We start from the raw sequence: 13,283 nt of genomic DNA on the forward strand, positions 1-13,283 counted from the left end.
CCAAACCCTTTTGTCATGCTGCTTGATCGCTTGATATGTCGCACTCGAGCCCTTGTTCACGCATCGCTTTCGCGTGGCGGAAGAACAAGCCGAACAGTGTGACCGTGCCGATTGTGGCCAAAATATACGGGAGCACCCCGTCCATCTTGAAGCCAATCGGTGCCGTCAAAATGTAGAACCAGACGACATACAACATGAACGTCCCCGGCAACAAGGCGATCCAGTAGTTCCGTCCTTTGATATACAAGTACGTCGCACCGACGAACAAAGCGATGACCGCCGTCGTCTGGTTGGCCCAGTTGAAGTATTGCCACAACAGACGGAAGTCGACTTTCGTCAAGATGAACGACAAGACGAAGAGCGGGAGCGCGATCCACAACCGTGACGTGAACTTCTTCTGGACGATGTTCAAGTAGTCAGCGATGATCATGCGGGCACTCCGGAACGCCGTGTCGCCTGACGTGATCGGCAAGACGATGACACCGAGGATGGCGAGCGTGCCGCCGATGCTGCCGAGCATGAGCGTCGCCACTTCTTGGACGACGAGCGCCGGCGTGCCGGCATTGATCATGGCGAGCAGTTCACCCGGCTCGAAGATGGCCATGGCGGCAGCCGCCCAGATCATGGCGATGATCGCTTCGACGATCATCATGCCGTAAAAGATGCTGCGACCATTGCTCTCTTTCATCGTCGTCCGTGAGATAATCGGCGACTGCGTGGCATGGAAGCCTGACAGTGCCCCGCACGAGATGGTGAAGAAGATGAGCGGCCAGAGCGGCAAGCCGTCCGGATGCATGTTCGTCAACGTCATCTCCGGGATTTGATAGCCTTGCGTGAATAGACTGACGGCGATGCCGACGGCGCTCAACAACAGAAGCGCCCCGAAGAACGGGTAGATGCGCCCGATGATTTTATCGACCGGGAGCAGTGTCGCCAAGATGTAGTAGGCAAAGATGCCGAACGTGACGATGGCAAGCGTCGAGCCGTTGCCGTCGAACAAGTTGTTAATCATATTGGCCGGTGACGTGACGAACACGGTCCCGACTAAGAGTAGTAAGAGTAGCGCAAAGCCGTTGACGACGTGACGGAGCGACCGACCGAGGAACTTCTCGGCGAGCTGCGGCAAGTGCGCCCCGTTGTTGCGAAGCGAGATCATACCAGTCAAATAGTCATGCACCGCGCCGGCAAAGATCGAACCGAGCACGATCCACAGGAACGCGACCGGGCCATACAAGGCACCCATGATCGGACCGAAGATCGGACCAACACCGGCGATGTTCAACAGTTGAATCATCGAGTTGCGCTTCGTCCCCATCGGCACGTAGTCGACGCCGTCCTGTGACGCATAGGCGGGCGTCGTTCGCTCTTCTTTGATCCCGAACGTCTTCTCGACGTACCGGCCGTAGACGAGATAACCGAGCAATAATAATCCTAAAGCAATGAAAAATGTAACCATCGGGTGGTCCTCCTATATATAAGTGATTTATGATTTCTCCATGTGAAATATATCACATGATTAATATAGCAGGGTCCTCGTCTGTTGAATAGATTAATTTGCTCACAATTTCACATGAAAATATAACTGTTCATCGTTTAGACAAACGTTGCCGTTGAGCCGTTTTTATGAAAACGTTTACTTTTAGAATGAATCGATTCCAAACCGGGAACAGTCGAACAGAGAGAAGTAGAAAGGATGATTTTTATGAAACGTCAACGTGGATTTTTAGCACTCCCGGTCGCCGTCGCCTTTGTCCTCATCTTCGGCTTGTTGTTCGATAACTGGTGGCTCGGACTCGGGATCGGCATCGCGATGTTCTTCGCGTTCCAAGGGACGAAGAAGAAGGCTTGAAACTTTTTGAGGCGGCGCCCGTAGTTATTGGACAAAGGAGGCATTCTCCATGTCCAACAAACAGACGACCGGCAGCTACGCTTTTCCGCTCGCACTCGCAATCGGTATCTCGTTAGCCATCGCCCTCGACAACTACTTGATCGGGCTCGCGATTGGCGTCGGGATATATTTTGCTTTTAGTGATTCGCCGAAGAAAACATAACAAAGCCCGCTTCATTGAGCGGGCTTTGTCATGTATACCCGCGCCTCGTGCGGCAACAGTTGATTAGTGTCATTGATGAGGTTATGCAACACGAGGTCGTATCCCTCTGTCGTAATCGGAAGTGCATGGGAATCATCCGAATGATTCAGGACGATAACGAACCGTTCGTCCCCTAATGTACGTTCATACAGATGCAACGACTCGTCTTGCGGGAGCAAGTCTGTAAAGTCGCCATACACGAGTGCCTCATGCGATTTTCGCAGTTGAATCAGCTGTTGATAGTAACGGAAGACGGAATCTTCTCGCGCTAAGTCCGCCTCGACGTTCAGTTCGACATAGTTCGGGTTAACCGTCATCCATGGGGTGCCGTCTGTGAAACCGGATTCGGACTGGGCGTTCCACTGCATCGGTGTCCGGGAGTTATCACGGCTGAGCAGTTGCAGGCTCGCCAACACCTCTTTTGCCTCTCTTCCTTTACTTACTTCTTCCACATAACGATTCTTCATGGCGATATCTTGGTAATCGTCAATCGATTCGAACGTGACGCCGGTCATCCCGATCTCTTCCCCTTGATAAATGTACGGCATGCCCGGGAGTGTATGCGTGAGCGTGGCAAGTAGCTTGGCCGAGGCGACACGATGCTCCCCGTCATTCCCGTAACGCGTTACTTGCCGCGTGTGATCGTGGTTGTTCAAGAACTGCGAGTTCCAGCCCCGCCCTTTCAACCCTTCATACCAATCGCGTTGAATCGCTTTGAACCGCAACATATCCCATGTCGGCATTTCGTCGGCGATTTGGAAATGGAACAGTGTATCGAGTTCATGGCGAGCCTCGTCGACATAGAGTGCTCCTTCTGCTGGCGTCACGAATGGAATTTCACCAACTGTCATGCAGTCATAGTGCCGCAACACTTCCTCATGCATCTCTTGAAGGTACTCGTGGATGCCCGGATTATTCGCCAAGTAACTCAAGTCATATGGATTAGCGACATCCGACAAATCTTTCCGTTTCGCGAGCAAGTTGATGACGTCCATCCGGAACCCATCGATGCCTTGATCGAGCCAAAAGCGCATCATCTTATAAATCTCGTGTCGCAACTCCGCGTTTTCCCAGTTCAAATCCGGTTGTTCGACGGCGAATGAATGGTAATAATATTGCCCGCTCTCCGCATGATACTCCCAGCACGACGGCGCAAAGTACGAGCGCCAGTTGTTTGGTGCTTTTCCGTCTACAGGGTCATGCCAGATGTAATAGTCTCGTTTTGGTGAGTCGACCGATGCTTTCGCCTCTAAAAACCATGCATGCTGATCAGATGTATGATTGACGACGAGGTCTAGAATGACCTTGAGCCCGATGGCGTGTGCTTCCTGAAGCAAAAGCTCGAAGTCCTTCATCGTGCCCGCCTTGTTCATGACTTGGTAGTAGTCGGCGATATCATAGCCGTTGTCTTTATCCGGTGAGACATAGAATGGGTTCAGCCACACGACGTCTGCCCCGAGTTCTTTGATGTACGGCAACTTTCGGCGCACCCCTTCTAAATCACCGTATCCATCCCCGTTCGTGTCGAGGAAACTACGCCAGTACACTTGATACACGACGGCCTCTTTCCACCATGTTCGCTTCATTCGATCTCCTCCTCATCAAAAATGCCTCGAGCATCACCACTCGAGGCTTTGTTTTTTTAAATCCGTGTCAAGACGTTGTCGAGCGTGAGACCGGTCGTGTCTGTGAAAACGAGATCGGCCTCGGTCAACACGGCCGGATCTCCGATGCCGACGGCAAACATCCCAGCCGCATGGATCGCTTCAACCCCCGCGACCGCATCTTCCACACCGACACAGTCCTTCGGCTCGACAGCTAGCGCTTCGGCTGCTTTCAAGAACACTTCTGGATGTGGTTTCGAGTCCACGACGGTTGCCGCATCGACGATATGATCAAACGCATGGAGCAAACCGAGTTGGCGTGTCACCATGTGAGCGTTCTTTGACGCCGACGCCATCCCAATCTTATAGCCTGCCTCTTTTAGTTCGCTTAAAAACGCCTCGACTCCTGGCAGAATATCATCGCTCGTAATCTTCGAGATGAGCGAGACATAATGTTCATTCTTTTTCGTAGCGAGTCGCTCCTTCTCTTCGGGTGAAAAATCGTTCTCTCGGCCTCCATGGCGAAGGATCCGTTCGAGCGATTCGGTCCGGCTGACGCCTTTGAGCGTCTCATTGAACTCACGGTCAAATGGGATGCCGAGGTCTTCGCCGAGTGCCTTCCAAGCCAAATAATGATATTCGGCACTATCGGTGATCACACCGTCTAAATCAAAAATAAAAGCTTTCATTGTAACTCTCCTTATTTGTCCCCACCGATTCGCAACCCTTGCATGAAGTACTTATTCAGTAGGATATACAAAATGATGATTGGAATGATACTGACGACTGAAGCCGCCATGATGTAGTTCCACTGTGTCGCGTTTTGACTTTGGAACGACTGTAGTCCGAGCGTAAGCGTGTATTTCTCGGGCGACGTGATGTAGAGGAGCGGTTTTAAGAACTCGTTCCAGAAGCCAAGGAATACGAAGACGGCTTGCGTCGCGACCGAGGCTTTCGCCATCGGGAAAACGATGCGCCAAAACGTCTGAAACCGGTTAAGGCCATCGACTTGTGCCGCTTCTTCGACTTCGCGCGGGAAGTTGATGAAGAACTGTCGCATCAAGAAGATGTACGCGAAGTTGATTGCCCCGGGAATAATCAAGGCAGAATACGTATCGAGAATCCCGAGCGAGCGCATAATCAAATAGTTCGGGATGAGCAAAATCTGTCCCGGTACCATCATGACTGCGAGAATCAAGAGGAATAAGTAGTTCCGTCCCGGGAACCGAAGCCGCGCGAGTGAATAACCCGCCATCGTGTTGAAGATGACGTTCACGATTGTCCCGACCGTCGCAATTAAAAACGAGTTTAGGATCCATCGCGGGAACAGTGGATCTTTCGTAAAGATATGTTCAAAATTGGCGAGTGTCGGGTTTTCCGGCCAAAGCGTCAGTCCCCCGGCCACAATCTCACTATACGGTTTGAACGATGCGAGCACTGCCCATAGGAATGGATACAGTGTGACGAGCGCGTAGGAAATGAGAATGACGTACATCACGATACGCGGCCATTTTTTCTTTTTCATATCCATTCCTCCTTAATAGTTGGATTCTTCCTTGTTCAACTTACGGGCAAGCATCGACACTGTGAAGATGATGACCGTCAAGATGATTGCGAGCGCTGACGCATAGCCCATCGTCCCAATCGTCTTGAACGCATATTGATAGATGATGAGCGAGAAGGTGAGCGTCGCATTGTTCGGTCCCCCGGTCCCTCCGGAGATGATATATGCCTGGTCGAACAACTGGAAGCAACCGATAATCCCCATCAATAAGACGTAGTTTGTGACCGGCGTCAAGTTCGGCACCGTGATCTTCATCAATTTCTGCCATGCGTTCGCCCCGTCAAGTGACGCCGCTTCATAGAGTGACGATGGAATATCTTGCAGTCCCGCCAAATAAATGGTCATGAAGAATGGGACCGTCGACCAGATGTTCATGACCATGATGGTCGTGAGCGCAAAGTCGGTCTCGTTGATGAAGTTGACGGGTGCCTCGAGAAACCCAAGGCTGACGAGGACGTTGTTGATTGGACCGTTCAAACTGAATAAGAACATAAAAATCATCGTGAGCGCCGAACTCGATGTGAGTGTCGGCAAAAAGTAAATCGTCCGGAACGTGTTTTGGAACCGAATCCCTGAATTAAGGACGGCAGCCATCAACAGGGCAATCGCCGTTTGAATCGGGACGACGAACAACGCATATCGGAACGTGTTCTTTAACGCTGTCCAGACCCGGTCATCGTTCCACGCGTTGACGTAGTTATCAAAGCCGACCCATTGGAAATCGATGCCGCCAAATAAATTGACGCGCGTAAACGACAAGAACAGCGAGTACGCAATCGGAAGTAACGTGAATGTCACTAAGATGATCAGCGTCGGCAACATGAACGTGATGCCCTGCATCGATTCACGACGGTTGCGCTCACTACCTTTTTTCTTTTTAGGCGGTGGTGCTTGCGATGCCGCATCCGTACGCCGATTGATTTCGAGCTGTGTGCCCATATGATCCTCCCTCTCCGAACACAACGAGGCTCGCGCGGTTACGCGAGCCCAATTGTTTCTTTATTGCAATTGCGTCTCGATGTCTTTATTCGCTGTCTCTTCTGCTTTTTTCATCGCTTCTTCAAGCGTCATGTCGCCTTTTAGAGCTGCCGGCAACAAGTTGTTGTATTCACGGGCAACGATTGAGAGGGAGTCCCCTTTTTGCCAAGGAGTCGCATACGCTCCAGCTGCAACGAACGGTGCTTTCAACTCATCGTCTTGAAGGTTAAGCTCTTCTGCAATTGATTTGAGTGACGGAAGGACGCCTGCCCCTTCAGACCAGATTTTCATACCATCTTTCGATGTTGCGTAATCAATGAACTCCCAACCCGCGGCTTTCTCTTCCGAATCGCTATTGAGTGAGTACGATACAGTGAACATCATTGAACCGCTATCGCCACCGATTGTCGGGACTTCTTTCGTTCCCATTTCGACATCCGGGAAGTTTTGCTGGATATGTGAAATCGCCCAGTTCCCTTCAATCATGATGGCAGCTTTTTCAGCCCCGAACGAGTCACCGGCCCAACCTTGACCAAGGTCAGCTGGACGTTGAACAAGTTTATCTTGGTAGGCATCCACAAGTGGCTGCAAGGCAGCAATTTGATCTTGTTGCGACAAGACCGCTTTCCCATCTCCATCGACGATATCTGTGCCACCTGACTGAAGTACGAACATATGACGCGCTAACTCAGATGATGTGATGGCTGGCGTCACACCAGATGGGAGCTCCCCCTGTAACTCTTTCAAGAACCCAGGAAGTTCTTCCATCTCCGTCGGAATATCGTCCGCTGTGAATCCGGCATCCTCAATCATCTTCTTGTTATAATAGAGACCGAGCGTTGAATAGTCTTTCGGTAGCCCGAACAACTGATCTTCTGATTTAAAAGCATTGATGGCCGGCTCATAAAAGTCGCCCAAATCTTTTTCAGTTTGGTCTACATATTGATCGAGTGGCTCGAGCACGCCTTGCTTCGAAAGTTCAGGGGCAAGAAAAGCATCGACATAAAAGACATCTGGTGCCGTTCCTCCGACAAGGTCAGTTTGAAGTTGTGTTTGATAATCGTTATAAACTTTCTTCTTCACTTTGATGCCTGTCTCGTCCGTGAAAGCCGCTAGCAATTCATCGAACGCTTTGACTTCAGCGTCTGTCCCTTTCCACGTCCCGACCGTGATTTCTTTCCCTTCAAGCTCAGACGGGTCTGAAGCAACTTGCGCCTCCTCTTCTCCGCCGCACGCGGCAGTGAACACAAGACCTGATAGCATGAAAACAGATAATGGCTTTGATACTTTTTTATTCATGTGTAATTTCCTCCTTATGGATGATCAAACTCGAATTAAAGTAACCGCTTTCAACTCACAACCTGATTTTATACCCGAAACGTTTCGGAAATCAAGTGTTATTTTTAAACAGGCTTAAAACCCTTATTTTTAGAGGTTTACAGACATTACACTCTCCGTCTAGACTATAGATATCAAATCATAAATCGAACATTACCCATAACGTTTTCATAGAGAAGGAGTTTACCACCATGGCCACTTTGAAAGATGTCTCCAAAGCGTCAGGTTTTTCCGTCACGACCGTGTCCCGGGCGTTGAACGGGTATGACGATGTGAACAAAGAGACGCGGGACAAAATTATGAGCGTCGCGAAAGAGCTCGGTTACAGCCCAAACATCCTGGCCCGTAGCTTAGTTAAGAAACAATCGAAGACGATCGGTTTTCTCGTCACCGACTTAAAACGAGAGAGTGTGAAAGATAATTTTCTGTTCGAGACGCTCTGTGGCGTATCGGACGAGCTGTCCATGCTCGATTACGAGTTCGTCCTCCTCTCGACGACGACTTCTAAACAAAAAAATAAGACATACGGCCAGATGTGCGCCGAACGCCAGCTTGACGGTGTCGTCATCCAAGGGTTGAAACGCGATGATCCGTACTTGCTTGAAGCCATCGAGAGCACAGTCCCTTGCGTATTAGTCGACATTCCCGTCGAAGGTGTGAACACCGGATACGTGACTTCAAACCAACTCGAAAGCGCCAAGCAGGCCGTCCGCTATTTGATTCGACTCGGACACCGTCACATCGCCTTCATGAACGGTGCGGCCCACGCGTATGTCTCGACGGTCCGATATGACGCATATCGTCAAGTGCTTCAAGAGAACGGGATCGAGTTTCGTGACGATTACGTATTGAACGGTGATTTCGAAGAACTCGCCTCAAAAAGCGCGGCCTTGCCGTTTTTGCTGAACCATCCCGAGGTGACCGCGTTCTTCTGCGCTTCCGACGTGATGGCGCTCGGTGTCCTTCAGGCCACACGCGAACTCGGCTTGAATGTGCCGGAAGACCTGTCGATTATCGGGTTCGATAACATCTTATTGTCTCAATATGTGTCCCCGCCCCTCACCACTGTCGGCCAACAGCCGTATGAGATGGGCCGTAAGGCAGCTTCGATGGTCGTCCATATCGTCGAGGGACAAGACGTGCCGCACGAGGCGTTCGTCAATAACGAGCTGATTCTAAGAGAATCGGTCGCGAAAAATCGGCGATGATCATTCATCGCCGATTTTTCGTATCGTCATAAACGCAAAGATGCCGACGGTCGCCCAATATAGAACAGCTAGCATCGGCACGGTGACCGGCAATAAAGCGATGACCGTTCGCACTAACAGAGGTGCCGTGATGCCATAAGCCGTAATCGTCCACGCCTCTTTATAGCGAATCGGCACGAAGCGACGAAATCCGAGTCCTGCGAGCGCGAGGAAGGAAATGACGACGAGATGAATCAATACGTCTACCACGATCGCCCCATAAATGTAGAGCGGATAGAACCATTCCAAATCGTCGAGAATCCGTGCGACATCTCGTTCCGTTAATTCCGTCTCGCCTAAAAATTCGAGTAAGCTACTGTATTCCTTCAACTCAGTCGAGACACCGCTACGTTTGAATACCCAGCCCGAATCATCCAACAAGAGCGTCTGCAACGCATCCGTTTCACGTTCCTCTCCTACCATCACTGCCAAATCCAGCACTTCCATGTTGAATAGGAATGGCTCTTCGTATTGAATTCCGTCCTCTGTGACTGTAAACGCCGGCAAATTCGTTGGCGTTTCGTTTGATTGGTTCACCCACCTTAAACCAAATACGAACGCATTCGCCAACATCACCGCGATGATCACATAGAAGATTGACTTCCAGATTGATTGTTTTCTCCACGCTTGTACCTTTTCGAATTGAAACCCCAGACTAGCAATCACCTGCTCCATGTCAAACCTCTTTTCTAAAACGTTTCTGACCCCATTTAATCACGTTTTCGAAGCTAAGGAAAGAAATTAAAGGAAAATTGGTATTGAATATCCGAAACGTTTCGGATAGAATGGGGTCGAATCAAGAAAGCGCTTTATTATACAGGAGGTTACAAGGTGACGAATACACTGATGAACTATACGACTGGTACTGGAGAGTTAGAACATTGGCTCGTCTCAGAGGACGGGTTCCGCACAAAATGGCTCGGTAAAGGAGAAGCCGTCTTTTCACTTGGAAACGGCTATATGGGACTTCGTTCGGTTACGGAGGAACACTATGCCAACGAGCAACGAAATTTATTCGTCGCTGGAACATTCAATAAATTTGCTAATAACGAAGTGACGGAACTTCCGAACGCGGCGGATGTGTTGTGGATGGAGTTTACATTGAACGGGATTCGGTTTGACCTCACCCAAGGTACAATTCTCACGTATCGGCGTACACTCAACTTGAAACAGGCTGAACTGGTACGTGAAGTGACGTGGCAAAGTCCTGACGGTGACGTCTATGACCTCGTCTTCCGTCGTTTCGTGTCGATGGCCAACTTGCATGTCATTGCCCAACGCGTCACTGTCACACCAAAGCAAGAGAGCGTGTTGACGATGACATCCGGCATTAATGGACAAATGACCAACAGTGGCGTCCAACACTTTTTAGAAGGCGACAAACGTCTCTATGACGGCCGTTTCATGCAACAGCTCCAAACGACGACAGAATCCGGCATCGACTTTGCTTTCCATAGCGTCCACCGATTCAGTCAACATGAATTATTCGAACCGAAATCCATCATCAAGATGGACCGTCGCCAAATTTTCTTCGACTATTCAAACATCGTCATCCCGGCTAACGAGACGCTGACAATCGAGAAATACTCGACTGTTTTCACTTCTCGTGATCAAGAATTGCCAGTGGACACAACAGCAGAACTTGCAAACTATGCGTTGAGCGTGACGCGCGAAGTCGAAGCACGTGGCTATGACCGTTTGTTTATCGATCACGTCAATGCTTGGGACAATCTCGTCTGGTCGCACGCACCGATCACCATCGAATCAGAAGAAATGTTCGATCAGTTGGCCGCTCGGTTCGCCCAATATCATTTGGCAGTCATGACACCGAAACATGACAATCGGATGAACGTCGCGGCGAAAGGTTTATCAGGTGAAGGTTATAAAGGGCATACATTCTGGGACACAGAAATCTTTATCTTGCCTTACTACACGTACACAAACCCAAAAATCGCACGTAGTTTGCTCGAATATCGTTATCTCTCGTTGCCAGGAGCGCACCGAAAAGCGAAAGAGAACGGATATGAAGGCGCGATGTTCCCTTGGGAATCGGCATGGCTCGACGACGGTGAAGTGACACCGGTCTGGGGTGCAGCCGACATCGTGACCGGGGAAGCCACAAAAATATGGTCTGGCTTTATCGAGCAACATATCACGTCCGACATCGCGTTCGCGGCTTGGCAATACTATCATGTCACGGGTGACCAAGACTTCATGGACAGTTACGGCTATGAATTGCTCATCGATACGGCCAAGTTCTGGGCGAGCCGACTTGAGTGGGATGAAGCAGAGGGTCGTTATGAAATCAATCAAGTCGTCGGTCCCGATGAATATAAGGAACATGTCGACAACAACGCGTTCACGAACTATACGGCGCACTGGAACATCCAAACAGCGATTGAATACGTGGAACTGCTCCGCAATGAGAAACCAGAACTATACGAGCGGTTGAACGAAAAACTAGATCTTAGGACAGCCGACGAACGGTTCCGCCACGTCCTCGATTTGATTTACTTGCCACAAGTCCGTGAAGACGGTGTCTTGCCACAAGATGATACGTATTTGCAGAAAGAAATCATCGATTTGACGAAATACAAAAATCAAGAAAACGTCGGCTCGATGTTCTACGACTACAACCTTGAGCAAGTGAACGAGATTCAAGTATCGAAACAAGCAGACGTCATGATTTTGATGTACCTGCTCGAAGACTTGTTCCCAGCAGACGTCAAACGTGTCAACTGGGAGTACTATGAGCCGAAGACACTACATGACTCGTCGCTCTCTCTCTCAACACATAGCGTCCTCGCCTCTGATCTCGGCGATCAAGAACTCGCCTACGACTTGTTCCGTCGCGCATCTGAAATCGATCTCGGGCCGAACATGAAGACATCCGACGCAGGCATCCACGCAGCGTCGCTCGGTGGGATTTGGCAAGCGGTCGTCAACGGTTTCGGCGGCGTCCGGATGACAGGCGGAAACTTGCGCATCTCGCCAATGCTCCCGAAAGCATGGAACGCCCTCGCGTATTCGATCGATTGGAAAGGTGAGACGCTTGACGTTCACGCGTCACAAGAGCAAGTCACCATCACGCGTCGAACACCATCGACCGAACCGCTCATCATCGAAGTATATGGCGAACAACGAGAAATCACGGATACGTTCACAAGTGAAGTGTTGTCCGTATGAGCTATCGTCCCTGTTACCATTTCGCTCCGCCCTTCGGTTGGATGAACGACCCGAACGGACTCTGTCAGTTCAACGGTGTCTATCATTTGTTTTATCAGTATCATCCGTTCGGTGTGGAGTGGGACGATATGCACTGGGGACACGCCACATCGACCGACCTCCTTCATTGGGAACATAAACCGATTGCACTTCGGCCAGATCATGACTATGACCGCGACGGCGTCTTCTCCGGAAGCGCCTTAGTGAAAGATGGGGTACTTCATCTCTACTACACGGGCAACACATGGCTCGACGAGAAACGGGAGACATTGCGTCAAGTCCAGTGTCTCGCCACTTCCGCCGATGGAGTGACATTCGTGAAGTCCGCACAGAATCCTATCATCTCTGAAATCCCGCAACAGGGAAACGCCCATGTCCGGGACCCAAAGGTATGGGAAGCGGACGGCCGTTTCTACATGGTACTCGGCACGCGTGACGCGACGGACGGGAAAGTCGTCTTGTATGGATCGGACGACGCCATCCATTGGTCCGAGCGTGGCGTCATTGCCGGAAAAACCGGACGCCACGGTTGGATGTGGGAATGCCCGGACGTCTTCTCGCTTGACGGTCAAGACGTATTGCTCCTATCACCCCAAGGAATGGAGCCAGACGGTGACCGGTATCATAACCTACATCAATGTGGGTATTTCGTGGGTACACTCGATCTCGAACTCCCGCATTTTACGCATGGTGCCTTCACTGAACTCGATTATGGTCATGACTTTTACGCGGCTCAAACGTTCCTCGACGAGCGCGGCCGGCGTATTTTAATCGGATGGAATGCGATGTGGGAATGCGAGTGGCCTGAACAAGCCGAGGGATGGACGAACCAGATGACGATTCCACGTGAACTGTCGCTTCGGGATAATCGTTTATACATGACACCGATTGAAGAGATAATTTCGCTTCGACAACAAAGTCATGTGTTGGCTGGTCCGAAGTTTGAAGGAGATGCGTTCGAATTGTCCTTCGAGACGCAAAACGATTTTCAATTCGACTGTTTCGGGAACGCCGCTACTTTCTCGAAAACAGGCGATTGGCTCGAATTGACACGAGGCACAGATGTCCGCCGGCTACAGGCAACAGGCACGACGTTCCGGATTTTCGTCGACGCGTCTTCTATGGAGGTATTCGTGAACGATGGCGAGTTCGTCTTCTCGAGCCGCGTCTATCCAACGTCTTCACGCACCCATCAACTACGTGGTGACTTAGAAGCAATCTTACACCGTTTTTAACC

Annotated in this window: 12 protein-coding genes; 5 read left to right on the forward strand and 7 right to left on the reverse strand. The window is 50.4% G+C overall.

Annotation, left to right across the window (positions count from 1 at the left end):
* Window positions 1–13: 13 nt before the first annotated feature.
* Window positions 14–1,456 carry a carbon starvation CstA family protein gene (locus AC13H5_RS12810; protein ID WP_483545964.1) on the reverse strand — a complete coding sequence of 481 codons (1,443 nt, stop codon included), beginning with the start codon at window positions 1,454–1,456 and terminating at the stop codon, window positions 14–16.
* Window positions 1,457–1,702: 246 nt separating this feature from the next.
* Here AC13H5_RS12810 and AC13H5_RS12815 point away from each other — a divergent pair, with 246 nt between their 5' ends.
* Window positions 1,703–1,849 (forward strand): hypothetical protein, encoded by a 147-nt coding sequence (locus AC13H5_RS12815; protein WP_167491745.1) that lies wholly within the window; start codon window positions 1,703–1,705, stop codon window positions 1,847–1,849.
* A 49-nt stretch (window positions 1,850–1,898) separates the two neighbouring features.
* Complete coding sequence (locus AC13H5_RS12820) at window positions 1,899–2,051, forward strand: hypothetical protein (protein WP_198662218.1); 153 nt, start codon at window positions 1,899–1,901, stop codon at window positions 2,049–2,051.
* 11 nt (window positions 2,052–2,062) lie between these two features.
* Here AC13H5_RS12820 and AC13H5_RS12825 read toward each other — a convergent pair whose 3' ends face one another.
* From AC13H5_RS12825 to AC13H5_RS12845, 5 genes are read right to left on the reverse strand one after another with little or no spacing between them, the layout of a single operon-like run.
* The gene (locus AC13H5_RS12825) at window positions 2,063–3,676 is read right to left on the reverse strand and encodes an alpha,alpha-phosphotrehalase (protein ID WP_034779164.1); all 1,614 of its coding nucleotides are present in this window, start codon (window positions 3,674–3,676) and stop codon (window positions 2,063–2,065) included.
* 56 nt (window positions 3,677–3,732) lie between these two features.
* Window positions 3,733–4,383, reverse strand: a complete 651-nt coding sequence (pgmB, locus tag AC13H5_RS12830; protein ID WP_034779166.1) for a beta-phosphoglucomutase — start codon at window positions 4,381–4,383, stop codon at window positions 3,733–3,735.
* Between the two features lie 11 nt (window positions 4,384–4,394).
* Window positions 4,395–5,219, reverse strand: a complete 825-nt coding sequence (locus AC13H5_RS12835) for a carbohydrate ABC transporter permease (RefSeq protein WP_084592872.1) — start codon at window positions 5,217–5,219, stop codon at window positions 4,395–4,397.
* A gap of 12 nt (window positions 5,220–5,231) precedes the next feature.
* The gene (locus AC13H5_RS12840; protein WP_034779170.1) at window positions 5,232–6,197 is read right to left on the reverse strand and encodes a carbohydrate ABC transporter permease; all 966 of its coding nucleotides are present in this window, start codon (window positions 6,195–6,197) and stop codon (window positions 5,232–5,234) included.
* 60 nt (window positions 6,198–6,257) lie between these two features.
* Window positions 6,258–7,535, reverse strand: a complete 1,278-nt coding sequence (locus tag AC13H5_RS12845) for an ABC transporter substrate-binding protein (RefSeq protein ID WP_034779172.1) — start codon at window positions 7,533–7,535, stop codon at window positions 6,258–6,260.
* A gap of 230 nt (window positions 7,536–7,765) precedes the next feature.
* Between AC13H5_RS12845 and AC13H5_RS12850 the strand changes: the two genes are divergently transcribed.
* Entirely contained in the window at window positions 7,766–8,782 is a 1,017-nt protein-coding gene (locus tag AC13H5_RS12850; RefSeq protein WP_034779173.1) for a LacI family DNA-binding transcriptional regulator, read from the forward strand.
* Here AC13H5_RS12850 and AC13H5_RS12855 read toward each other — a convergent pair whose 3' ends face one another.
* Complete coding sequence (locus tag AC13H5_RS12855; protein ID WP_483545965.1) at window positions 8,783–9,496, reverse strand: DUF1189 domain-containing protein; 714 nt, start codon at window positions 9,494–9,496, stop codon at window positions 8,783–8,785.
* 171 nt (window positions 9,497–9,667) lie between these two features.
* On the opposite strand from AC13H5_RS12855, the gene AC13H5_RS12860 reads away from it, so the two are divergent.
* Entirely contained in the window at window positions 9,668–12,007 is a 2,340-nt protein-coding gene (locus tag AC13H5_RS12860) for a glycoside hydrolase family 65 protein (protein WP_483546562.1), read from the forward strand.
* On the forward strand, window positions 12,004–13,281 hold the full coding sequence (locus AC13H5_RS12865) for a glycoside hydrolase family 32 protein (protein ID WP_214825264.1): 1,278 nt from the start codon (window positions 12,004–12,006) through the stop codon (window positions 13,279–13,281). The genes AC13H5_RS12860 and AC13H5_RS12865 overlap by 4 nt, the downstream gene beginning before the upstream one ends.
* Window positions 13,282–13,283 lie beyond the last annotated feature (2 nt).

The organism is Exiguobacterium sp. FD-YE-25-4, assembly GCF_057004685.1.

What these genes read in the sequence shown, in the direction of transcription:
- AC13H5_RS12810 (WP_483545964.1), bottom strand. Translation starts at nt 1,456, where the DNA reads ATGGTTACATTTTTCATTGCTTTAGGATTATTATTGCTCGGTTATCTC.
- AC13H5_RS12815 (WP_167491745.1), top strand. Translation starts at nt 1,703, where the DNA reads ATGAAACGTCAACGTGGATTTTTAGCACTCCCGGTCGCCGTCGCCTTT.
- AC13H5_RS12820 (WP_198662218.1), top strand. Translation starts at nt 1,899, where the DNA reads ATGTCCAACAAACAGACGACCGGCAGCTACGCTTTTCCGCTCGCACTC.
- AC13H5_RS12825 (WP_034779164.1), bottom strand. Translation starts at nt 3,676, where the DNA reads ATGAAGCGAACATGGTGGAAAGAGGCCGTCGTGTATCAAGTGTACTGG.
- pgmB (WP_034779166.1), bottom strand. Translation starts at nt 4,383, where the DNA reads ATGAAAGCTTTTATTTTTGATTTAGACGGTGTGATCACCGATAGTGCC.
- AC13H5_RS12835 (WP_084592872.1), bottom strand. Translation starts at nt 5,219, where the DNA reads ATGAAAAAGAAAAAATGGCCGCGTATCGTGATGTACGTCATTCTCATT.
- AC13H5_RS12840 (WP_034779170.1), bottom strand. Translation starts at nt 6,197, where the DNA reads ATGGGCACACAGCTCGAAATCAATCGGCGTACGGATGCGGCATCGCAA.
- AC13H5_RS12845 (WP_034779172.1), bottom strand. Translation starts at nt 7,535, where the DNA reads ATGAATAAAAAAGTATCAAAGCCATTATCTGTTTTCATGCTATCAGGT.
- AC13H5_RS12850 (WP_034779173.1), top strand. Translation starts at nt 7,766, where the DNA reads ATGGCCACTTTGAAAGATGTCTCCAAAGCGTCAGGTTTTTCCGTCACG.
- AC13H5_RS12855 (WP_483545965.1), bottom strand. Translation starts at nt 9,496, where the DNA reads ATGGAGCAGGTGATTGCTAGTCTGGGGTTTCAATTCGAAAAGGTACAA.
- AC13H5_RS12860 (WP_483546562.1), top strand. Translation starts at nt 9,668, where the DNA reads ATGAACTATACGACTGGTACTGGAGAGTTAGAACATTGGCTCGTCTCA.
- AC13H5_RS12865 (WP_214825264.1), top strand. Translation starts at nt 12,004, where the DNA reads ATGAGCTATCGTCCCTGTTACCATTTCGCTCCGCCCTTCGGTTGGATG.